The following is a 21,869-nucleotide window of genomic DNA, read 5'->3' as shown; positions in this document are numbered from 1 at the left end:
ATTACACATTATAAAACCGTCAAAATATAAAACCACTAAATTACTTGAAAATTAATAAGTTTTATCAAACCATCACGGACGTATCTTATGAGCTCTGCTTTTTCATCACCTTCATCTATTCAAAATCATATGCCAAAAAAATGGGTACTCGCCAGTAATAATAAGGGTAAGCTTGCAGAATTTAAAAGACTCTTTGCTGAAGCTGACTTAGATATTACTATCGTACCACAAGGGCAATTAAACATTGAGGACGCTATCGAGGATGGTTTAAGTTTCGTTGAAAACGCCATCATTAAAGCGCGTCATGCCAGCCGAGTTAGCGGACTGCCTGCTATTGCTGATGACTCAGGCTTATGCGTACCAGTATTGGAAAACGCGCCTGGCATCTACTCGGCACGCTACGCAGGCGAGCATGGCAATGATGCTAAGAACAACGCCAAGCTTATCGCTGACTTGCAGCCTATCCGTGATGAACAGCCGGATGCGCCTATTAAAGGAATGTTCGTTTGCGTGCTGGCAATGGTACGTCATGCTGATGACCCGTTGCCGATTATCGCTCAAGGTTTATGGCATGGAGAAATCTTGGAGGCACCGCATGGTGACGGTGGCTTTGGTTATGATCCGCTGTTTTGGTTGCCCAAGCTAAACGCAACCGCCGCAAGCCTAAGTGCTTCTGACAAAAACAGCATCAGCCACCGCGGGCAAGCTATCCAGCAGCTATTAGAGCAGTTATAGCTATTTATATCGCGGCTACTGACATAAATAGCGCCCGTTCTTTTTATAATAATAAGTTTTTAGTCTTAACTTTTTATACTTATCGATTAGTGCTTTTATTTATTATTGTTTTTGCTTACCGTCCATCCTGACAGATAGCTTTTACTTTAATTAACAGATAGATTATACTGTTCTACTTTTAAAATTTTATTGCAAGATTCTAGTCGACTGTACCATTTATAAAAGCATCACGTATGAAAGTGCAATAGTCATTGCAATGCTTTTGGTAGAGAAAACTGGTCTTGGATTATCGATATTGGATAGGATCCTAGATAGTATTATTTGCACTATTTAATGACCAACCTATCAGTATCGAAACATAAGTACTTTAGTGCCCCTATTCATTCCAATGGCAATCGGCATAACCCTTGTATATTTAAAAGGACGATTGTCTGTTATTTTAATCATAAAGGTGTAATTAACATGGCTACAGATTTACAAGTCACAACCAACAAGCTGTCGGAAAAAGAAACCCAGCTGACGGTTAAAGTTCCTGTTGAAAAAATTCAAAATAAAGTTGAAGGCCGTATCAGCCAAGTTGCAAAAACTGCCAAAATCGACGGTTTCCGCAAAGGCAAAGTACCTATGTCGCACATCCGCTCACAGTACGGTGCTGGCATCCAGCAAGAAGTGATCAACGATGTGATCCGTGATACGGTCTTTGAAGCGATCAAATCTGAAGACATCCGCGCCGTTGGCATGCCAAACATCGACGACGTCAAACTAGAAGACGACTTTTTAGTGTATCAAGCCACTGTTGAGATCTTCCCAGAAATTGACGTACAGGGCATCGATGAGATTGAAGTTGAGCGTCATACAGCGACTGTTAAAGATGAAGACGTCGATACTATGATCGAAAACTTACAAAAGCAGCGTCAAGAGTTCGTCGAGAAAAAAGGCATGGCAGCCAAAGACAACCAAGTGACTTTTGACTTTGAAGGTTCAATTGATGGTGAGAAGTTCGAAGGTGGCTCAGCTGAAGACTTTAAATTGATTATCGGTAGCAACCAGATGATCCCAGGTTTTGAAGCGGGCATCAAAGGCATGAAAGCTGGCGAAGAAAAAGTCATCGATGTGACCTTCCCAGAAGATTACCAAGCAGAAAACCTAGCCGGTAAAGAAGCACAGTTCAAAATCAATGTAAAATTGGTCGAAAGAGCCAAGCTACCTGAAATCGACGACGAGTTCCTAGAGTTATTCGGCGTGACCGAAGGCGGCGTTGACAAGCTAAAAGAAGACGTACGTAAAAACATGGAGCGCGAAATCAAAAACGCGGCTCGTAGCCAAGTCAAGCAAGCGACTTTTGATGCCTTGCTAGAAAAGAACGAGTTTGACGTACCAAACGCCATGCTAGAGCAAGAAATCGAGCGTCAACGCAACATGATGATGCAGCGTTTTTCTCAGCAGTTTGGCGCTAGTGCTGATAGCTTTGATAAAGACATGCTGCCAAATGAACTATTTGAAGAGCAAGCACTACGTGCAGCCCGTCTTGGTATCATCGTTGCCCGTGTTATCGACACACAAAACCTTGAGGTAGATCAAGAGCGTGTTGAGAACTTCATTAAAGAAGCTGCAGAAAACTATGAAGACCCAAGCGAAGTCATCGAGTACTACACCAATGACAAGCAGCAACGCGCCAACATCGAGTCTGTTGTATTAGAAGACCAAGTGGTTGATTATCTCATTGATCAAGGTAACGTAACTGACAAAGAAGTTAGCTACCAAGACTTACTGGCCGCTCAGCAACAACAGCAACAAGCTATGTAAATTAGCGTTTTTGCCCTATTGAATTAGAGTGTAACAAGAATGCCCTAACGATTTGTTGGGGCATTTTTATTCGTGGTTTATGAGGCTACCCCTTGATAATTGAGCACAAACACCCTATCAATAGGAAACCATTCTTTGTACAGCCATTTAAATTGTTATTGTGAGTCACGCTGTCCGTTTAATCGCTACTTTTTAGGGTTTGTATAAACGCAAACGTAGAAGCCCGATTATTTTAGGTGCCAAGTCATTGAGTATTACTATTGATTGTTGAAGTTAACTGAAAATTAATACAGCCTCATAATTAAACCAGTTATCATAGCGTCAGTTGTTGTTATTAATTACTATGGTTGTTGATTACGAAGTGTTTATATTAAATAAGGCTTAATACTTAATAACGCTTATATATTATTGTCTGATACACTATTTTGCATACCATTATTAGACTGTAGCATGACAAACCCTTAGCTCATTTTGAACTCTATTTTATACACTTGTTTATAGGACATTTTATGACAGATTATGATCGCATCACCGCCAACCCTCATTTTGATATGCTAATGAGTGCGCACAACGATGTGCAAAGCATGCAAAATGCACCTCAAGCTGCATTGGTGCCTATGGTTGTCGAACAGTCGTCACGCGGTGAACGCTCTTTTGATATCTTCTCGCGCTTGCTGCGTGAGCGTGTGATATTTTTGACAGGTCAAGTCGAAGACCACATGGCCAATCTAATCGTCGCACAGCTGCTATTTTTAGAAGCTGAAAACCCTGATAAAGATATCCATTTATATATCAATTCACCAGGTGGTTCAGTCAGTGCAGGTTTGGCTATTTTTGATACTATGAATTTTATCAAACCTGAAGTATCGACTATCTGTATGGGCGGTGCTTACAGCATGGGCTCTTTCCTATTGGCCGCTGGTCAAAAAGGCAAACGTTATGCACTAGCCAATTCTCGTGTCATGATTCATCAGCCTTCAGGTGGTGCTCAAGGTCAGGCAACAGATATCGAAATTAACGCTCGTGAAATTCTAAAAACACGAGCGCGCTTAAATGAGATTTTGGCTGAGCGTACTGGTCAACCAGTAGAGAAAATCGAAAAAGATGTTGAGCGTGACTTTTGGTTAGATGCCCGTGAGGCCAAAGAGTATGGTCTGGTTGATGAAGTATTAGAGCGTCGTCCGGATTCTTTGTAGATATTGACTGATACCTCCCTTCGGCCTGAGCGCTTGGCGTTTGGGCTATGATGGACACACGCCAAATATTTGTAAGCTTTAAATTTTAGGAGTGCCTTTATATGGCAGAAGATAACAACCCGCATTGCTCGTTTTGTGGCAAAGCCAAAAGTGAAGTCAAGCAGCTTATTGCCGCTGACGATGCCAATATCTGTAACGAATGCATCGAGCTATGCACAGATTTAATCGCTGATAGCGCAACTGATGATAATTCTGATGGCGAAATTGATACCTCATGGGTCAACAAAAAACTGCCAACTCCTAAAGAGTTGCGTGCCAAGCTTGATGAGTACGTCATCGGTCAAGACGCTGCCAAAAAAGCATTGTCTGTCGCTGTTTACAACCATTATAAGCGTCTAAAAGTTAGCCAAACCTTAGCTAACGACTCTAAAAAGGTCAAAATTGGCGCCGATGATGCAATGGTTGAGCTGGCCAAAAGTAACATCTTACTGATTGGGCCGACTGGCTCTGGTAAAACCTTACTGGCGCAGACCTTAGCACGTCTACTAGATGTACCTTTCGCAATGGCTGATGCCACTACTTTAACCGAAGCCGGTTATGTCGGTGAAGATGTTGAGAACATCGTACAAAAGTTATTGCAAGCCTCTGACTATGATGTAGGCAAGGCTGAGCAAGGTATCATTTATATTGATGAGATTGATAAAATCAGTAAAAAAGGCGATAACCCGTCTATTACACGCGATGTGTCAGGCGAAGGTGTACAACAAGCCCTACTCAAGCTTATCGAAGGTACAGTCGCTGCTATCCCACCGCACGGTGGCCGTAAGCATCCACAACAAGAGCTGATCCAAGTGGATACCAGCAATATCCTCATTATCGTTGGCGGTGCGTTCGCGGGCCTTGATCAAGTGATTCAGCAGCGTACGGAAAAAGGCGGTATTGGCTTTAACGCTGATGTTAGCTCAAAAGATGACAGTCGCCGTAGCTCAGATTTGCTACAACAAGTTGAGCCAGAAGATTTGATTAAGTTTGGTCTTATTCCTGAGCTAATCGGTCGTCTGCCGGTGTTGGCAGCGCTTGAGGAGCTCGACGAAGAAGCTCTGGTACAGATTCTAACTGAACCTAAGAACGCACTGGTAAAACAGTATAAGTATCTGTTCGATATGGAAGGTGCTGAGATTAGCTTTACTCAAGAAGCGCTTGATGCAATTGCTAAAAAGGCTATGGAGCGCAAGACGGGCGCGCGCGGCCTACGCTCTATCGTCGAAAATGCCCTACTTGAGACCATGTATGAGCTGCCTTCAATGAAAAATGCCAAAACAGTAATGGTTGATGAGCATGTTATCAACGAAGGTAAAACACCCAAAATAGCTTAATTTATTGTTTAGCTAAGATAGCTAGTTAACAATAATTAGCTATCGCTGTAGAGAAAGCGTCTGGCATATCATGCTAAGACGCTTTTTTTATGTCTGCTAATTTTTTTACCGGATTCTCAAAAATTTCCATTGCACCAAAATGACAGTGGCGTCTATTAATGGTAAATAGATAGAACTAAAATCATGCTAAGGTAGATATTTACCTTAATCATGATTTTAATTGCTACCGTTTAACTTGAATCTTGCGTTTAGATACTGACCATTAATGACTATAACAAAGGACTGTTTACATGCTCAATAACGTGACTACTATGGCGAGCTCATTACGCCAACACTTACCTTTCTCATCCAATAACGATCGCGACCTAACTCCTTATTACCGCGATCATGTCGCCGCGATTACTGGTGCAGGATCTGGCATGGGACGCGAGCTTGCCATTCATTTAGCGCAAATGGGCTGTCATGTTGCGCTATCCGATATTAACGCTGAGCAATTGGCCCAAACCAAGGATTTACTGGTTGGTTATGATATCAAAGTGACAACGACAGTACTTGATGTCTCAAACAATAAAGCAGTTGAAGCTTGGGCCGATGAGGTCATGAGCGATCATAGTAAAGTGAATTTTATCTTTAACAATGCAGGCGTCGCACTCTACTCTACCGTAGAAGGCAGTAGCATTAGCGAGCTTGAATGGGTGATGGATATCAACTTTTGGGGCGTAGTTTATGGCACCAAGGCGTTTTTGCCTTTGATCAAAAATAGCGTAAAACTCAGTGAAACTGAAAGCAGTGCTGCTAAGATAAACAATAAGTCACGAAAGTTTAATGAGCACGGTCATATCGTCAATATCTCAAGCCTGTTTGGACTGACCGCTCAGCCTTCACAGTCTGCTTATAACGCCAGTAAATTTGCGGTGCGCGGCTTTACCGAAAGTCTGCGCCAAGAGTTAGACATTCAGCGCTGCGGCGTGTCAGCAACCTGTATTCATCCAGGAGGTATTAAAACCAATATCGCCAATAGCGCGCGCGGTAATGACAGTATAAACGACATTGGCATGCGTACTGGTCCAAAAGCTATCAGAAGTTTTAATAAGTTTTTAAAATTTGACGCTAGTGAGGCTGCTTGGATTATATTAGAGGCGGCGGCGACCAATCAGCGGCGCTGTTTGATTGGTAATGATGCCAAAATGATTGATGCTGTACAACGCGTCTTTCCAGCACGATATAGTCAAGTGTTAAACGACGTCAATAAGCTGTCTCGCAAGCTAAAACCGCGTCGTAATAAAAGACCAAACACAGCTAGATAGTTTATTTTTAAAGCCTTTAGGTGTAAAAAGCCTAATAATATATAGCTAAAACTTCCCATATAAAAAGCCCAGTTAATTTGCATAACTGGGCTTTCTAATATTTCAGGTATTATTTTCAAACAAATATAATCTATCAATTAACGAGTGAAAGTTTCTAAGCGATAACCTTCTGATTTCATGCAATAACCTACTAATTGTTTAGCTTTTTCCTCTGAAAGATCTTTAGCACCCACCTCTACTCGACAATGTCCAATTTTATCTTTGACGCTTTGTTTAGTTGCCCCTTCTTTATACCAAGTCGTATAAGACTTAGGTGTACTAGCACAAGCAGACAAAATAAGAGTAGTAAATGTTAAGACGAGTAATTTATTAAAGCTGTTCATATCTTTCAAAATCCAAAAAATAGTGAGTTAAACAAAAGTTTGATTAATCTCCGTATTATAAGGAATTTATTACAAAACAGCAACTTTATAGCAATATAAGGTGAAATAATAATATAAAGTATGATAAGTAAATCAGTATTCAGTTTTGAGCAAAGAATTTGAAAAGATAGTTAATTTAGATAAATATTTTTCGACCAAACGCGGATTTTTCTTTAAGATATTAAGGCAGCTTCATATCACCAGCAACTAACCAGCCCATACGGCGCATTATATAGGCGACGATACCGGCAATCACTGCTGGCAGTAAAAACATTAATAAAATAATCGCTGTCCATAACTGCGTTGTGCTCATCATTCCTTCTGACGCCTCAATGACGCCAAACACTCCAACTAGGCCAGCAGTGCCCATGCCAGCGCCTGTGGCCGTACAAGCAAGTTCAAAGCCGACCGTCGCGATAGGACCAACGATAGCGCTTGCGATAACGGCTGGTAATAAAATCAACGGCTTTTTTAGTACATTAGGAATTTGTAACATACTCGTGCCTAGACCTTGAGAAACCACACCGCTCATGCCGTTGTCTTTAAAACTAGCCACGGCAAAGCCAATCATATGCGCCGCGCAGCCGACGACAGCCGCCCCGCCAGCCAAACCACCAAGTCCAATAGCGATGCATATAGCCGCGCTTGAGGTTGGTAGCGTCAGTAAAATGCCAACCACGACTGCAATCACAATTCCCATTAATAACGGCTGTAACTCGGTGGCCGCTTGGATACCTTGTCCAATAGCATCAACAGCAGCGACGATAGGTGGGTTGAGTAGCGCACAGACCAATAGCGCGATACCACACACCACAAGTGGCACTAATAGAATATCCAGCTTAGTTGTGCCTGCGACCCATGTCCCAGCGCGATAAGCAAATACTGATGCCAAATACGCCCCTATCGGATTACCAGGCAGTGCTACAAAGGTTGCAGGTCCACCCTCTTGCGGCGTAAAAAGCGTCCCCGCCATCAAGGCACCAGAATGGGCGCCAAGCATGCCAGCTACTAAGCAGCTAAGCATGACCAATGTTGGTGCTTTAAGATAATAAGCAATGCCCACCCCAATGCCAGCGCCCATCAAGATAGAAGCCAATTTACCGACAGCGACAAGGGCTGGTATGCCTACCCAACCACCGATTTGTGAGATAATAAGACCTGCAATCAAGGTGACAAATAGCCCTAGAGCCATACCTGTAAAAGCATCAATAAAATATTTTTGAAAAAATGCTTTAATCATGTTGGTAGATGGGGCGGAGTTAGATGCAGTCATAGCCATACTCTTTGTGGTTTTTTCGATTGTCAAAATATAATAAAGCAGCCAAGTAAAGTTTTATTAAAAACTAGAGATAAAAAAAGCGCTATTGCGACGCTCTTTAATCATTAACAAACTATAGAAAACTTACAATCAGTCCAATCTAACGACGCTGCTCAACGATAATAGAATCGATACCATTATTTTGTAAGCGCTGCTGTGCAGTCGTCACTGCTTGACGAGTGCTCATCGGCCGCGAAATGACTTGATAGATTGGTAAGCCATTACCTGTGGTGTTTTTTACCACTCTAGCGTCAACGCCAGCCATCAATACTTGGGCGCGTCGGCGATCAGCTTCATCAGCATCACCGAAGCTATTGATTTGCAAAATGTAAGTGGTCGCAGGTTTGGCTGGTTGTATACTGGCAGTGCCTGCACCTGCGTTATTGGCACGGTTGGCAGAGTTACTGTTGCCGTTGTTACTAGCAGGCGTTGACCCATCATAGGTCGCATTTTCTTCAACGATAACGATATCATTGTCACTGTCACTAGTTGCTGCATTGTTGTCGCGACTGGGCTCAATAGTGGTGTTTTCGGAGATACCAAAGTTACCTGGGTCATCATTACTGCTAGAGCTGTCTTCAGGTTGAGTAACCACGACATCAGGTTCAAACGCGCCTGAGTCGCCTAGCTGACCTGTCTCATTAAGGTCTTCATCAGGGATAGTAGCCATTTCTTGATTGGGCAAGATATCATAGAATTCATAATCACTATTATCGGTGTCAGTATTAACACGCGGCTGCACTTGCCGATCCGGATCTGTACCGGCAGTATTATCAGCAGGACTGAAATCAAATAATGGTGACAGGTATAAAAATACCCCTATCATAAGCGTCAATATAGCCCCGACTAACATCCATAATAAGCCTGATACGCTACTTGACTTGCGCTTTTCTGTCGCACCTTTAGGTTTTTTGGCTAGCATGGATCTTTATCTCCCTACTGAATCTAACGTAATCAAATTATTGCTCTTTGACGTCTGCGCTTATACTACATGCTAGACGGTGCAGACAATCCTAATAAACTAAGCCCATTAGCCAATACTTGACGCACAGCTTTAGATAAGCGCAAACGTGCTTGCATCATATCAATCTCGCTTTGGCTTGGTGTTTCACCTGACGTTAAGCTCACAGGCAAGATACGATTGCTGTCGTACCAGCCATGAAACAGCGCCGCCAACTCTTTTAGATAATTGGTTAACACATGAGGCTCGTAACCCGTCGCAGATCTCAACAATGTCGCAGGATATCCTGCCAGCAATTTAATAAGCTCATCTTCGCTAGGAGCCGTGAGCAGATTTTGATTTTCCAAACCAATTGTATCGTTTACCGCCAGCCCATTATTTTGTAGCTTTTCCAATACTCGGCAAACACGCGCATGTGCATACTGGATATAATAAACTTGATTGTCCTTGCTTTGTGATTTGGCAAGCTCTAAATCAAAGTCAACATGTACCTCAGGCTTACGTGCTACATAATAGAAGCGCGCCGCATCATTACCTACTTCATGACGCAGCTCACGCAAGGTGACAAACTTACCCGAGCGTGACGACATTTGTACTTTTTCACTGCCACGCCATAATGCTACAAACTGTACCAATACCACATCAAGACGTTCTGCATCGATACCAAGTGCTAACAGAGCCGCTTTTACTCGCGGTACATATCCATGGTGATCTGCGCCCCAAACGTTAATCACTTTATCAAAACCACGATCAAATTTATTCTTATGATAAGCGATATCAGAGGCGAAATAAGTCGTTTGGCCATTAGCACGGCGTACCACACGGTCTTTTTCATCACCAAAGTCCGTCGATTTAAACCAAATATTACCGTCTTTTTCGTATAGATAGCCTTTTTCATCCAACACTTGCAGGGCAGGTTCAATCTCGCTATCGATAGCTCTTTCACTAAACCAGCATTCATAGCGTACGCCAAAGTCGTTTAAATCATCTTTGATGTCGGCCAAAATGCTGCTAAGCGCTGCATTTAAAAATAGCTCATAGCTATCGCCAAGCAAGGTTTTGCTATTATGAATCAAGCCATCAATATGCGCTTCTTTGTCACCGGATAGCAGTGTCTTTTCGCCATCAGCGTTTACCTCAAACTGCGCATCTTCTGCGACTTCTTTAGCGACTTGGGCAAAGCTATGTACGTAACTATCACCATGTTGTGTCTTTAGTGTTTGGGCAATGTCACGGACATACTCACCCTGATAGCCGTTAACTGGGAACGTGACTTGCTCGCCATTGGCTTCTAAATAACGCAAGTAAGTACTGGTCGCCAAAATGTCCATTTGTCGACCGGCATCATTGACATAGTACTCACGCGTGACGTCATAACCAACTGCTTCGAGCAAGTTTGCAACACTCATACCAAATGCTGCACCGCGCCCATGACCGACATGCAGGCTTGACGTTGGGTTGGCCGATACAAACTCAACTTGTACTTTTTGTCCTTCAAACTGATCGCTTAAACCAAAGCGCTCTTGTTGTTTAAAAATATCGTCTAACACGGCAAACTTAGCTTCTGCGTTTAAGAAAACATTAATAAACCCTGGGCCAGCGATTTCTATTTGGCGAATATTTTGATTGTCAGGTAGTGCGTTGACGATCTTTTCGGCCAATTGACGTGGATTGGCTTTAGCAGCTTTGGCAGCGGTAAGCGCGATGTTACTAGCAAAATCACCATGACTAAGGTCTTTGGTACGAGTAATTTGACTGTTATTTTGCCAGTCATTTGGCAGCGTGCCATCTGCTTGTAGGGTGTGAATCGCATCATTAAATAGCGATGTTAGCGTATCAATTTGGGCTTGTGACATAAGGATGTGAACTCAGTTAAATAAACAACAAAAAACAGTAAGAAATGAGTGGATGCGCGCAGTGGATAACTGCTTATTATAATAGCGCCCGACATTTGAAGAAATAGAATAATATAAAAAGACAAATAACCTATAAATATAACAATCTTTACAGGTTATTGCACCATTTGCACCAAAATCTTATCACTAAAACAGCGAGTATCTACAAAAGACCCATTTGCCTTTTCGCTCAGTCTAATGTCATCCAAGTGCAATGTTTTGAGTGACGTTGGTCATTCGTATTGACGGAGCAGTCATGTTAATTGTAGCGTTCCTGTTGCCTCGCCAGCAGCAGCAGTTTATACCCGTCTATTTCCGCGTTATAATAACCGTTTGTATTGTACCCTTCTATTTATGTGTCGTTCATTATATTTATTACCGCTCATATCATGAGCAGTAGTAAGCTTTTATTAGGGCGACTATCATAAAAAAAGCTATAAAATAACAGATATAAATAGAGGGCACGTTACCACTTTATAGGACTATGCCATGTTTGCTATTGCCGCTAGTACCGTCACCAGTTGGGGACTGTACGTATTATTACCTATATTTATTGCCTTCTTATTCTTTATTGTTTGGGACATCACCAAAAAGTCCGAAGCGGGCCGTGCGGGTACTTTTTGGATATTTTTAGCACTAGGAGCTGGCTTTATGGGCTTTGTGCTTAAAATATTATTAGAAGTTGCCTTTGATAAATGGCTACTCTAACCTTTGATTAATGATGAGTGTAAAACACAACTTAATAGTTAGTGGGCAGTCAGACCGATAAGCGTACTTTAAAACACTGAACTAAGTCTCAAAAGCGATATGCTAAAAGCAACACCATTTATCACGCTATTTCTTGGCAATGATAGTCGCGCGCATCGGTGCAGGATAACCTTCAACGGTCTTTGTAGGATCATTGGGGTCTAAAAAGTCGGCTAACGAATGATAAGTCATCCATTCGGTTTTACGCTGCTCCTCAGTTGAAGTTACTGCTACATCAACGCAGCGCACGTCCGTAAACCCTGCCTTTTCTAGCCAGCCGATTAATGCCGCTACCGACGGTAAAAAATACACGTTGTTCATCTGCGCATAACGGTCATGCGGCACCAGTACAGTATTGGCATCGCCTTCGATTACCAACGTCTCAAGCACTAGCTCGCCGCCTTTGACCAGCTGCCCCTTTAGCTGTTGCAAATGCTCAAAGGGTGACTGACGATGATAGAGCACCCCCATACTAAACACCGTATCAAACAGCTGACTGTGCTCAGGTAAGGCTTCGAGTGGGACGGGGATATAATGCGTTTTATAACTATCAGCCGCGCCGACAAAATGCCGAATCGCCATAAACTGATGGTAAAACAAACAAGACGGATCAATAATAATCACCATCTCCGCGCCAGCCCCTGCCATACGCCAGCCATGATATCCAGAGCCACCGCCGACATCGAGCACTCGCCTGTTTTTTAGCGGGCTTAGATGCGGTGCGACTCGCTGCCATTTCCAATCACTGTGCCACTCGGTATCGATCTTGATACCTGACGCATCATCGCCGATTTGACCACCGATCTGAAAAGGCCCTTTACGCCACGGCATCAGCTGCTTGAGCAATGCCGTTGTTTGTTTGCGCTGAGACTCACTAAGATTCGCTTCAATCGTCAGCACGTCGCTGTCCAAATCGACATTATTGACGGTCAGTTCTGGCAAACGCGCCACCGACGCTTGGTAAGCAGGCGCATGCGCGTAGTTGGCTTTGTCTTTTATATCACCCAGCCAGGACGGTAATTGGGTTAGCCATTCATAGGCGCTCGGCTGCTGCTGAGCGAGTGTTAGCAAGGTTAAATACAGTTCACGTTCGGCATGAAGGATAGTATCGTTAAGCATAAAAGACCATGTTTGATAAGGATAAAAAGATAAGTCGATAAGTTAAACAGCTACTTAAACGCCACAATAGAAACAAAGTTTAAAAACTGAAACCACGTCAAATGCCGCGCAAAACCAACTGCGCTTAAACGCTGATGATGCTCATCCAAAGTATCGGTAATAAGGACATTTTCTAGTGCATTGCGCTTACCGCTAATTTCCATTTCGGTATAACCGTTGGCGCGTTTAAAGTCATAATAACGCTCAACCAACCACGCATCGTACTGCTCATCAAGTGCATGGGTCTTTTCGGTCAGCACCAGGATGCCGCCTTCCTCTAGCGCCGCATAAACCTTGTCCAAAACCGCAACTCTATCTGCAACCGGCAAAAACTGTAAGGTTAAGTTTAAGATTACCATGTCACATGGCTCAAGGTTGATATCGCGAATATCAGCGGTGATCACTTCGATGTCATGTTCAGGATAGTTATCCTTGAGTAAAGTAGTCGCTTCAGTCGTCATCGCAGGCGAGATATCAATGGCTTTAATCTGTAAATCTTGTGGCTCAAACTCACCTGCTAGCGTCATACTGGCCGCGCCAAGTGAGCAGCCCAAATCATAGATTCGACTGACACGCTGACCATTATCGTTTTGCTGACGATACTTACAATGACGACGGGCGAATATCGGGAGCATCGCCAGCACTTGACCATAACCCGGCACACTGCGGCGAATCATATCAGGGAAACAAGCCACCACTTGCTCATCAAAAGAAAAGCGCGCCGCTTTATCAAGTGGTGTGGTAAAGGGTTTATCAAATAAAGTGTCATGCTTGATAGCAGGCTTAGATTGGCTCATGGTGTGACTCGTTTGTTGATAATAGGACTTATGTTGAAAGGCTTTTAGCGGCGCTTGTTTGCTTATTTTGATTATTACTGATTTCTAGTTTTGAACGAATTATCGTAGCAAAAGCCCATTATAACATTACTGTTTGTTACTTATTACGTTAGGCTTGCTTGCTAAGCTGATTAAGTAATGCTGAGGATAATAAGTTATCGAAAGTAACAAGTTATTAAAAGTAATCTGTCATTGAAAAATGCAAGCATTATAACCAAATATAGACCTTAGCTCATCTTTATAACAACAGGTATAATAATAGGAAAAACTATGCAAACCATTATCTTAGGCGGTGGCTGCTTTTGGTGCACCGAATCCGTATTTTTGTCAGTAAAAGGCGTGCAATCTGTTGTATCAGGTTATATGGGTGGCGATGCTGTTTCTGCTAACTATGAAGATGTGTGTAGCGGCACCACGGGACACGTCGAAGTTATCAAGGTTGAGTTTGATGAGAGTGTCGTACCGTTAGAAGTAGTACTTGATGTCTTCTTTGCCACCCATGATCCCACTACGATGGATCGTCAAGGCAACGATGTCGGTAGCCAGTATCGTAGCGTGGTGTTCTACACTGACGAAGAGCAAAAACCAACCGTCGATCGTACCATTAATAAACTGCGTGATATGGGCGTCAATGTCGTCACAGAAGTACATCCGGCTATGGAATTCTATAGAGCAGAAGAGTCTCATCAAGACTTCTTTAATAGAAATCCAGGGCAAGCCTATTGCAACTTTGCGATACCACCAAAGCTTGCCAAATTACGCAAAGAATTTAGTAAATATATGGTGAGCTAAACACTGGATTGAATAAAAAATTATTCATTCGTAAGAGTTTTCTAGCGCAGTATTTAATTAAGGCCAAATGCTTATTATATAAGTGTTTGGCTTTTTACTATCTCTAGCATTATCACTCAAATACTGTCACTCAATTGTCGCTTATGTGATTGTAAAAATAGTTGATAATATCAACCTAAACGTAAAAAGGCGAATGTATGAACCCTGAATTTTGGCAAACGCGCTGGCAAGAGAAGCGTATTGGTTTTAATCAATCTGAGGTTAATCCATTATTAACAAAGTACTTTCACCATTTAGACTTGCCTGCTGGTAGCCGAATCTTTGTGCCTTTATGTGGTAAGTCAATTGATATGGTTTGGCTAGCAGCACAAGGCCATGAGGTGGTTGGCGTTGAATTGGTAGAGACCGCCGTCCAAGAATTTTTTGCTGAGCAAAAAATCTCCTCTACTGTCCATCAGCATACGGATAATCCAGCGATCAAATATTACCAAGGTCAGCTTGCAGAACAAACCATCACGCTATGGGTTGCTGATATTTTTGCGCTGACAGCTGCAGATATCGGTGACGTTGATGCCGTGTATGACAAAGCGGCATTGATTGCTCTGCCGTCCGATATGCGTCCGCAATATAGTAAGCAAATACGAGAGCTAAGTAGTAATACTGCTCAGATTTTGCTAACGTTGAATTATGACCAAAGTAAAAAGGATGGACCACCATTTTCAATTAGTAGCGCACAATTACAGCAGTATTATGCTAATTATTATCAAATTACTGAGCTTGAGAGCATCATTACAAGTATACATTCAGCGCCGGAGTTGGCAGTGACAGAGCATATTTGGCTATTGAACTATAAGTAAGATTCGTTAGTGTTATGACTAAGCAATAATCAAATAATGGTTAAGCAGTGATTCATTTATAACGGAGAAGTCTAATGAAAATTCTAGTCAGTCTCGTAAGCTTAATCGCCTTTTTGCTGGTCGCATTACCAGGTCCGCTTTATAAATTTGGTATTCTCGACTTAGGTACTGCCTTTGCAGGGTTCAAATTTGGCATGTTCGCTGGTATCGCTGCTCTTATCCTGTTAGGTATACAAGTATTCTTCAAACGTGACACGGTCAGACTTAGTAGTGCCCTCACAGCAGTCGTACTTGCTGCGGTTGCTATTATTACTCCGCTTAGCATGATGAATACTGCTAAAAGCGTACCGCCTATCCATGATGTTTCAACCGATTTGATCACCCCACCTGAGTTTGTAGCTATTGCCCCAATACGCGCTGATGCACCAAACCCAGTCGAATACGCTGGCGAAGAAACCGCAGAGCAACAACGCAAAGCCTATCCTGAACTACAAACCTTAACTTATACTCAATCAAAGTCTGAACTAATAAAAGCTACCGAACAAGCCGCTGATAATCTGGGTTGGGAGCTTATAAGTACTGATACAAGCGCAGGTATCGTTGAAGCCACAGATACGACAATGTGGTTTGGCTTTAAAGACGATGTTGTCATACGTGTAACTGATGAAGGTAGCGAACGTCTGGTCGATATTCGCAGTAAATCACGGGTTGGTGGTAGCGATTTGGGAACAAATGCTGAGCGCATTCGTAACTTTATTAAAGAGTTGGATGATGTTTTGAGTGATTGATTTTGGCTATAGTTAGAATATTATTGACCTTAAAATATATAGCGTTTGTCATTCCTATTCAAACGTGACTCCTAACTTCACACCTACATCATTTTATAGCAACCAAGTATTTCGATACCTTTAAAACCTTTTCTTTATCTTTAATATTGGTTACTCTAAAACATGACTAACATATTGAACTCTTGATTGTTTTGTCCATCCGGTCATTCTTACCATTTATAGGATATTTTCATGCGCATGACTCCCTTATCTACGCTCTCTTTATTAACGGCTGCCATCGGCTTTAGTCTTGCCAGCACCGCGCAAGCCGCTCGTCCGCCCGCGCCTGACTTATCCAATAGCGAGTTTCAACAGTGCTTGGACAGACTAAAAAACTCCAGCAAGTTTCGCGGTGTCGATAGCTATACCTTTAACAATTATCGTCCTACTCAGCCTGACCCTAGCGTCATTCAATCGCTTAACTATCAGCCAGAGTTTCAAAAAGACGTCTGGGACTATTTGTCAGCGTTAGTGGACAAAGAGCGCGTCGAAGACGGTATTCGTGCCAAGCGTCAGTGGGCGGATACGCTCCGCCAAATCGAATCGCGTTATGGCGTAAAAGCCGAGCATGTACTCGGCGTCTGGGGCGTAGAATCCAACTTTGGACAAACTTTAGGCAAAAAGCCGTTATTTGAATCGCTTGCGACGCTATCTTGTTTTGATCGTCGCCAAAGCTACTTTCAAGGTGAGTTTGCCAATGCGCTCAAAATCGTACAAAACGGTGACATTGCACCAAGTGATATGACTGGCTCGTGGGCCGGTGCTTTTGGTCAGACACAGTTTATGCCGAGTACTTTTTTAGAATTGGCCGTCGATTTTGATGGTGATGGTCGCCGCGACTTGGTCAATAACGTACCCGATGCGCTGGCCTCTACTGCCAACTTCTTGGACAATCGCGGCTACCGTACTGGTGAACCTTGGGGTTATGAAGTCAAACTTCCCGATGGCTATTGGGCAGCATCTAACCGTAAAGATAAAAAATCGATGAGCCACTGGCGTAATCAAGGCTTAACTTTAGCTAATGGCAGTCCACTGCCTTATGACTTAAGTAGCGCAGGCTTGCTATTGCCAGCTGGTATTGAAGGTCCTGCATTTTTAGTCGGTAAAAACTTCGATACTTTTTACTCATACAATGCTTCAGAAAACTACGCGCTTGCGATTGCTCATTTATCTGATTTAATAACTCGCGAGGACAGTAGCAAAACTGACTTTATCACCGCTTGGCCGACTGATGATCCAGGTATTAGCCGTCAGCAAGCCAAAGACATCCAGCAAGCACTTTTAGATGCAGGTTATGATATTGGCGGCGTCGATGGCATCATCGGTGATAACACGCGTACCGCAATTCAGCAGTATCAATCTAGTCGTGGTATTTTTCCAGCTGATGGACGTGCGGGACAAAAGTTTCACCGTTTGATTATGGGCAACTCTGCTTCTAGTAACGCTCAAGGCGGCAACCAGTATGGTCAGCCAGCAAATAGTAAGCCACTAACACCAGCGCCTGCTGATCGTATGGGCCAATTGATTCAACAGCAGACAACGTCTACTCCAAGCACACCTTCATATGCATCACCAAACCAGCCTACAAGCAACATTCGTTATCGCCGCGTAGTTGGTAGTGATGGCGTAACGCGCTTAATCAGAGTTGATGAAGGGTCATAGTTGTAAGTATTAATATATTAAACTAAAAAAAGCCACGCTACTCATAGCGTGGCTTTTTCATCTTTTGATTCATCAAAAGGCTTGTATTAAGGCTTTCGTGAATAGTATCAATAACTAGAAGGACTTAAACGATAGGAGGTGGATTTGGCTTACCGTTGTCACCACCCCATTCTTCACGAGCTTTCTCGTCCAAATCAGCTGGTGTCTTGGGTTCCCACTTACCGTTTTCTTTCCAAGTTGCATCACCCCAATCAGCATCTTCTTCTTTTCTATCCAAGTCTTTGTAGACTTTCGTAGGATCAATGCCGCGGCGCTTCATGTCTGCCACTTGCTCTTCTAGTGTACGAAATTGATCGGCATCATGCATTGCTTTTTCTAAGCCATCAAGTTCATGGTTTAGCTCGTCATGCTTAGAGTTAGTCATTATACTCTCCTTTAATAGTTCAACATAGCTGGTCTAGTATTCCAAAGTTTTGCAAAATCGCTTTTTATAAGTTTTTATATTTATAAATATTATCTGCAGCGTGCTATTTATTTAATAGAATATACTTTATCTATTAACTTATTATCGCTAGTCTGTAATAGATTAACAACTACTGCCTCGTATGCTTTGTATTACAAAACGTAGCCTGTCATCATCTACAATCATCAACTGTGATGCTTGCTACTTTTGTCTACTTATTCTAAAAGATAAGTTTTAACGATGAGATGATTAGAGTGATTCAATCTATAAGCTTTGATGTGATTATTGTGCACTGCTGTCTTTAAATATTTTCTTGGCATAAAAAGTCAGTTTCCATAACTCTTGTGATGTCCTTGCACCTGAAGCTGTTAATTGAATCCAGTTAGCAGCCACTAATAGGCTTTGTAGTTTAATTAAATCATTTTGGGCAATTTGGCAGCGTGAAACTGCATGGACATTCGGCATCATTTTTTTGATATCTTTATCTGCCTTAATAGTAATTAGACGATTTAAGCAGCCTTGCAAGCCGTGATTTGAAAAAGCCCCAGGCATACGTGCCAGCGCATGTAATATTTGCTCCCAAGTCAGGCTCGTGGACATTGTGATATCGGTTAAGTTACCACCTTCATAAGCTTGAGCGCTGTACTCCATATCGAATTTTTCTGACAAATCAATAGATTGCGTGATGTTATCCGTTGCATCAATAATCTCGACTGGTGGGCTAATGAGTTTATCATCCTCATCAGACTTGCGACTTGCATTAGTAAAAGTGCTCGACTTCGACGCAGAATTACGCTGCGTTACCTGACTTTGAGTTATGGCGTCTTTGACTCTACGATCTTTTTTTGTCCAACTTGCTATCACATTTAATTTGGCAACGGCATTGTCATAAGCGATCTTCAAAAGCTCATCAATATTGGTATTGTCATCATAATAATAAATGTCTTCTACCTGTTGCTCCACCAAGCGGGTGAAGTCGTGTAGTTGACGACCTATATCGGCAGTGCGGTTTTGAGATCTCACTAACACAAACATAGGTTTAAGCTTGGCTCTTGCACTTAAATAGCTCAAATGCATTTGGCTAACACCTAGATTCTGTGTCGTGCCATAGCTGTCACCGATGACGACGATTGCGTAATCGCACGCATCAATAGATTGTCGCCCATATAAAGAAGCTTGTGGCAATCTGGGTGAGACATCATAAGTTAAGAATGCACGAGATTGAAAAAACACTGCCAAACCGTCTAATACCAACGGCTGCTCATGAGCTACGCATATTATATGAACGTGATAGCGACGATTTTGCAATATAACCTCTACAACGACAGTGACAATAATGACATAAAAAAACGCCCAAACAGTTAGGCTTTATAAATATAAACTTAGCACAATCTTAGCAAAATATGGACGATTTGTGATTGCTTAGTGACAATTATTCTAGTAACGATAGCATATCAGGCTACTAAATATCGCGAACCGCTATAAAAGAATATATAAACTATTGATCTAACAGCTAAAACATATATTCTATTTTTACCTGTTCTCCCAACAGGCGCGTTACCAGTTTATCCAACCGCTCATCATGCTTGGACGCATAAAAAATCAGCGGCGGCTTATCATGACAAGTCACTAACGAAGCCTTTTGAGCCAATAGTTTTTTTTCGGCAAGCAAAGACTGTACACGCGTGGCAATTGCTTGTCCCGAGTCTACTACTTGTATGGCAAATTGTTTCGATTTAATCTCATTAATCAAAAACTCTTTAAAAAAGGGATAATGAGTACACCCTAATACCAAGTAGTCTACCTTAGCATGGGCAAAGTGTTGTAATTGTTGGCGCAAACGCTGTGCGACCTCAGACGTCTCTGGCATACCAGACTCTACCCATGGCACCAATTGCGGATCAAAATATTTGGTTACCTGAGTCCCGCTAGGTAACGCAACATCACTAATGACTTGATTGAGTAATGTACCGTCCAGCGTTGCTTTGGTAGCCAGTACGGCCACATGACCACTGTCGCTGGCTATGACAGCAGGTTTAAGTGCTGGGACCAAACCTACGATAGGAAGGCTTGGGTAATGTCGACGTGCAGCCTCTAACCCATGTGCAGAAGCGCTATTACAAGCGATAACGACAAGCTTACAGCCTCTTTGGTACAGCCATTCTACTGCTGTCAATGTCAATTCTTTAATATCTTGACTCTCACGATTGCCATAAGGTACATGCAGCGTATCAGCATAATAGATATAGCGTTCAGACGGTAGTTGCTGCGCTAAATGCAGATAAACCGAAAGTCCACCCACGCCAGAATCAAAGAGACCAATTGGTGCCAAGTCATTTTTATGATTAATATCGTTTTTATAATCGACTAAATCGACTGTTATATCGCTAGGATTGGTAAAGAGTCTATTCGGTATTGAAGACAAAACAGGATCAGCAGTACTCATAGCTCAGTACTGCTATTGTGATGTATGTTATGGGCTAGAGCTAACCTAGCAAGATTAAGATGTTGGTTCACAATGTATTGCCGTATTATTTGATAAAATAACTTATTTCAAAGCATGTCAACGTTTGACGCACTCGTCCTCAATGGAGATATTCATTCTTATAATGAGTAAAATTAATCAGTAGGCATGAGTAATTGATAAGACTGGCCTCCACTCTCTAAAGTCAGTATTACTTCATCGTTTTGCTCTGTCAACTGACCGATCTCTGTTAAGTGATAAAATGTATTACGGCCAATCAACGCAGTTAATCCATTACGAACGAGCATGTAAGGACGCACCTGCTCCTCTGCTGTACCATCTTTAGTCGTAGGCTTATAAGAGCGCAGCTCAATGGGATGCTCGTTATCCAAACGTACTACATCACCTGTCATCGTTGTAAACTCTAACCAGCTTACGCCATCTTCAGTCACGATGCCTACATCATTAATCAATAATGGGACATCTTCAACTTGAATACGCAGCTTTTGTGCTGGTGTCTTTAAAAAATACTCAATAATGCCATTGGTTTCTTCCTTCCATAAAATAGTGGCAAACAAACTAACCAATGACTGCCGGGTCACTATCCCTCCTTCATGCCACCACTCTCCATTTGCTTTGATGACCAAATCCATATCTATCGTCTGCTCTGGTTGCCACTTCTCAAGTGGCGGTATAGATCGTCCCTGACGAGTACTAGCGGATGACTTCAAATACTGGCTTAGTGAGTCTAAGTTGTTTAGACTTGGAGCGTGCGCGCCACTGTCCTTAACATCGTTGTGCGCTGTCATGGCCAAATCGCTAGTATCATTAATTTTGTTGCTATTCATAGCGTGGTTTCCTAATATTCATCAGAGTTTGATAACGACAGCACTACTATTAATTATAGTTTCGGGTATGATAAAACGATTAGACTTTACATACTCATCGTATTAGTCTTACCTTAACACCGATATCTATAAATGCGTATCGTGTTTATAGGACTTTTCTTTTATAATGAGTAACGAATTTTATTAAGATGACGATAAG

The 21,869-nt window shown here is 42.4% G+C and carries 20 protein-coding genes; 10 read left to right on the top strand and 10 right to left on the bottom strand.

The genetic code is table 11. The features are described 5' to 3' along the window. Nucleotides 1–129: 129 nt before the first annotated feature. From rdgB to Q0895_RS10930, 5 genes are all read left to right on the top strand, one after another. Nucleotides 130–735, top strand: a complete 606-nt coding sequence (rdgB, locus tag Q0895_RS10950) for an RdgB/HAM1 family non-canonical purine NTP pyrophosphatase (RefSeq protein WP_299189017.1) — start codon at nt 130–132, stop codon at nt 733–735. A 462-nt stretch (nt 736–1,197) separates the two neighbouring features. Beyond that, nucleotides 1,198–2,541, top strand: coding sequence for a trigger factor (gene tig / locus Q0895_RS10945; protein WP_299188853.1), 1,344 nt, complete (start codon nt 1,198–1,200; stop codon nt 2,539–2,541). Nucleotides 2,542–3,098: 557 nt separating this feature from the next. Next, nucleotides 3,099–3,737 carry an ATP-dependent Clp endopeptidase proteolytic subunit ClpP gene (gene clpP / locus Q0895_RS10940; protein ID WP_075103735.1) on the top strand — a complete coding sequence of 213 codons (639 nt, stop codon included), beginning with the start codon at nt 3,099–3,101 and terminating at the stop codon, nt 3,735–3,737. A gap of 101 nt (nt 3,738–3,838) precedes the next feature. After that, nucleotides 3,839–5,113 (top strand): ATP-dependent protease ATP-binding subunit ClpX, encoded by a 1,275-nt coding sequence (clpX, locus tag Q0895_RS10935; RefSeq protein ID WP_299188852.1) that lies wholly within the window; start codon nt 3,839–3,841, stop codon nt 5,111–5,113. 290 nt (nt 5,114–5,403) lie between these two features. Beyond that, complete coding sequence (locus Q0895_RS10930) at nt 5,404–6,420, top strand: SDR family NAD(P)-dependent oxidoreductase (RefSeq protein ID WP_299188850.1); 1,017 nt, start codon at nt 5,404–5,406, stop codon at nt 6,418–6,420. Nucleotides 6,421–6,557: 137 nt separating this feature from the next. Here Q0895_RS10930 and Q0895_RS10925 read toward each other — a convergent pair whose 3' ends face one another. The 4 genes from Q0895_RS10925 to argS all read right to left on the bottom strand — a co-directional run bounded on the left by Q0895_RS10925 (nt 6,558) and on the right by argS (nt 10,977). Further along, nucleotides 6,558–6,803, bottom strand: coding sequence for a hypothetical protein (locus Q0895_RS10925; RefSeq protein WP_299188849.1), 246 nt, complete (start codon nt 6,801–6,803; stop codon nt 6,558–6,560). A gap of 220 nt (nt 6,804–7,023) precedes the next feature. Continuing rightward, complete coding sequence (locus tag Q0895_RS10920) at nt 7,024–8,115, bottom strand: PTS transporter subunit IIC (protein ID WP_299188846.1); 1,092 nt, start codon at nt 8,113–8,115, stop codon at nt 7,024–7,026. 145 nt (nt 8,116–8,260) lie between these two features. Further along, a complete protein-coding gene (locus Q0895_RS10915) occupies nt 8,261–9,082 on the bottom strand; it encodes an SPOR domain-containing protein (RefSeq protein ID WP_299188844.1) in 822 nt (273 codons plus the stop codon). A gap of 65 nt (nt 9,083–9,147) precedes the next feature. Continuing rightward, nucleotides 9,148–10,977: an arginine--tRNA ligase gene (argS, locus tag Q0895_RS10910; RefSeq protein ID WP_299188843.1), complete on the bottom strand. Its 1,830-nt coding sequence runs from the start codon at nt 10,975–10,977 to the stop codon at nt 9,148–9,150. 528 nt (nt 10,978–11,505) lie between these two features. Here argS and Q0895_RS10905 point away from each other — a divergent pair. Next, nucleotides 11,506–11,724, top strand: coding sequence for a DUF2788 domain-containing protein (locus tag Q0895_RS10905; protein WP_058369544.1), 219 nt, complete (start codon nt 11,506–11,508; stop codon nt 11,722–11,724). Between the two features lie 126 nt (nt 11,725–11,850). Here the strand turns inward: Q0895_RS10905 and cmoB are convergent, their stop codons facing one another. Together cmoB and cmoA are read right to left on the bottom strand one after the other, a co-directional pair. Then, nucleotides 11,851–12,882: a tRNA 5-methoxyuridine(34)/uridine 5-oxyacetic acid(34) synthase CmoB gene (gene cmoB / locus Q0895_RS10900; protein WP_299188840.1), complete on the bottom strand. Its 1,032-nt coding sequence runs from the start codon at nt 12,880–12,882 to the stop codon at nt 11,851–11,853. A gap of 50 nt (nt 12,883–12,932) precedes the next feature. Beyond that, nucleotides 12,933–13,718: a carboxy-S-adenosyl-L-methionine synthase CmoA gene (gene cmoA / locus Q0895_RS10895; RefSeq protein WP_075103721.1), complete on the bottom strand. Its 786-nt coding sequence runs from the start codon at nt 13,716–13,718 to the stop codon at nt 12,933–12,935. Between the two features lie 309 nt (nt 13,719–14,027). On the opposite strand from cmoA, the gene msrA reads away from it, so the two are divergent. From msrA to Q0895_RS10875, 4 genes are all read left to right on the top strand, one after another. Then, on the top strand, nt 14,028–14,549 hold the full coding sequence (msrA, locus tag Q0895_RS10890; protein WP_075103720.1) for a peptide-methionine (S)-S-oxide reductase MsrA: 522 nt from the start codon (nt 14,028–14,030) through the stop codon (nt 14,547–14,549). Between the two features lie 197 nt (nt 14,550–14,746). Next, nucleotides 14,747–15,406: a thiopurine S-methyltransferase gene (gene tmpT, locus Q0895_RS10885; protein ID WP_299188835.1), complete on the top strand. Its 660-nt coding sequence runs from the start codon at nt 14,747–14,749 to the stop codon at nt 15,404–15,406. Between the two features lie 74 nt (nt 15,407–15,480). Then, entirely contained in the window at nt 15,481–16,194 is a 714-nt protein-coding gene (locus Q0895_RS10880; protein ID WP_299188834.1) for a DUF1499 domain-containing protein, read from the top strand. Nucleotides 16,195–16,425: 231 nt separating this feature from the next. Further along, entirely contained in the window at nt 16,426–17,895 is a 1,470-nt protein-coding gene (locus tag Q0895_RS10875; protein WP_299188832.1) for a lytic murein transglycosylase, read from the top strand. 124 nt (nt 17,896–18,019) lie between these two features. On the opposite strand, the gene Q0895_RS10870 is transcribed toward Q0895_RS10875, so the two are convergent. The 4 genes from Q0895_RS10870 to Q0895_RS10855 all read right to left on the bottom strand — a co-directional run bounded on the left by Q0895_RS10870 (nt 18,020) and on the right by Q0895_RS10855 (nt 21,631). Further along, the gene (locus Q0895_RS10870) at nt 18,020–18,319 is read right to left on the bottom strand and encodes a hypothetical protein (RefSeq protein ID WP_075103716.1); all 300 of its coding nucleotides are present in this window, start codon (nt 18,317–18,319) and stop codon (nt 18,020–18,022) included. 321 nt (nt 18,320–18,640) lie between these two features. After that, on the bottom strand, nt 18,641–19,666 hold the full coding sequence (locus Q0895_RS10865; RefSeq protein ID WP_299188827.1) for a DUF4062 domain-containing protein: 1,026 nt from the start codon (nt 19,664–19,666) through the stop codon (nt 18,641–18,643). Between the two features lie 205 nt (nt 19,667–19,871). After that, the gene (murI, locus tag Q0895_RS10860; RefSeq protein ID WP_299188826.1) at nt 19,872–20,804 is read right to left on the bottom strand and encodes a glutamate racemase; all 933 of its coding nucleotides are present in this window, start codon (nt 20,802–20,804) and stop codon (nt 19,872–19,874) included. A 173-nt stretch (nt 20,805–20,977) separates the two neighbouring features. Next, complete coding sequence (locus Q0895_RS10855) at nt 20,978–21,631, bottom strand: DUF1285 domain-containing protein (RefSeq protein WP_299189011.1); 654 nt, start codon at nt 21,629–21,631, stop codon at nt 20,978–20,980. Nucleotides 21,632–21,869: the final 238 nt, after the last annotated feature.

This window comes from uncultured Psychrobacter sp. (genome assembly GCF_947495825.1).
In the GTDB taxonomy this organism is placed as follows: domain Bacteria; phylum Pseudomonadota; class Gammaproteobacteria; order Pseudomonadales; family Moraxellaceae; genus Psychrobacter.
Note: the sequence above shows the minus strand (reverse complement) of the source record. Positions and strands in the feature narration are given on the sequence as shown.

Bases quoted from the DNA above. Each gene is read 5' to 3' on its own strand.
- Q0895_RS10915 (WP_299188844.1), bottom strand. From the start codon at position 9,082: ATGCTAGCCAAAAAACCTAAAGGTGCGACAGAAAAGCGCAAGTCAAGT.
- Q0895_RS10925 (WP_299188849.1), bottom strand. From the start codon at position 6,803: ATGAACAGCTTTAATAAATTACTCGTCTTAACATTTACTACTCTTATT.
- clpX (WP_299188852.1), top strand. From the start codon at position 3,839: ATGGCAGAAGATAACAACCCGCATTGCTCGTTTTGTGGCAAAGCCAAA.
- Q0895_RS10920 (WP_299188846.1), bottom strand. From the start codon at position 8,115: ATGACTGCATCTAACTCCGCCCCATCTACCAACATGATTAAAGCATTT.
- Q0895_RS10875 (WP_299188832.1), top strand. From the start codon at position 16,426: ATGCGCATGACTCCCTTATCTACGCTCTCTTTATTAACGGCTGCCATC.
- tig (WP_299188853.1), top strand. From the start codon at position 1,198: ATGGCTACAGATTTACAAGTCACAACCAACAAGCTGTCGGAAAAAGAA.
- cmoA (WP_075103721.1), bottom strand. From the start codon at position 13,718: ATGAGCCAATCTAAGCCTGCTATCAAGCATGACACTTTATTTGATAAA.
- Q0895_RS10880 (WP_299188834.1), top strand. From the start codon at position 15,481: ATGAAAATTCTAGTCAGTCTCGTAAGCTTAATCGCCTTTTTGCTGGTC.
- Q0895_RS10855 (WP_299189011.1), bottom strand. From the start codon at position 21,631: ATGACAGCGCACAACGATGTTAAGGACAGTGGCGCGCACGCTCCAAGT.
- msrA (WP_075103720.1), top strand. From the start codon at position 14,028: ATGCAAACCATTATCTTAGGCGGTGGCTGCTTTTGGTGCACCGAATCC.
- cmoB (WP_299188840.1), bottom strand. From the start codon at position 12,882: ATGCTTAACGATACTATCCTTCATGCCGAACGTGAACTGTATTTAACC.
- Q0895_RS10905 (WP_058369544.1), top strand. From the start codon at position 11,506: ATGTTTGCTATTGCCGCTAGTACCGTCACCAGTTGGGGACTGTACGTA.
- murI (WP_299188826.1), bottom strand. From the start codon at position 20,804: ATGAGTACTGCTGATCCTGTTTTGTCTTCAATACCGAATAGACTCTTT.
- Q0895_RS10930 (WP_299188850.1), top strand. From the start codon at position 5,404: ATGCTCAATAACGTGACTACTATGGCGAGCTCATTACGCCAACACTTA.
- Q0895_RS10870 (WP_075103716.1), bottom strand. From the start codon at position 18,319: ATGACTAACTCTAAGCATGACGAGCTAAACCATGAACTTGATGGCTTA.
- clpP (WP_075103735.1), top strand. From the start codon at position 3,099: ATGAGTGCGCACAACGATGTGCAAAGCATGCAAAATGCACCTCAAGCT.
- argS (WP_299188843.1), bottom strand. From the start codon at position 10,977: ATGTCACAAGCCCAAATTGATACGCTAACATCGCTATTTAATGATGCG.
- rdgB (WP_299189017.1), top strand. From the start codon at position 130: ATGCCAAAAAAATGGGTACTCGCCAGTAATAATAAGGGTAAGCTTGCA.
- tmpT (WP_299188835.1), top strand. From the start codon at position 14,747: ATGAACCCTGAATTTTGGCAAACGCGCTGGCAAGAGAAGCGTATTGGT.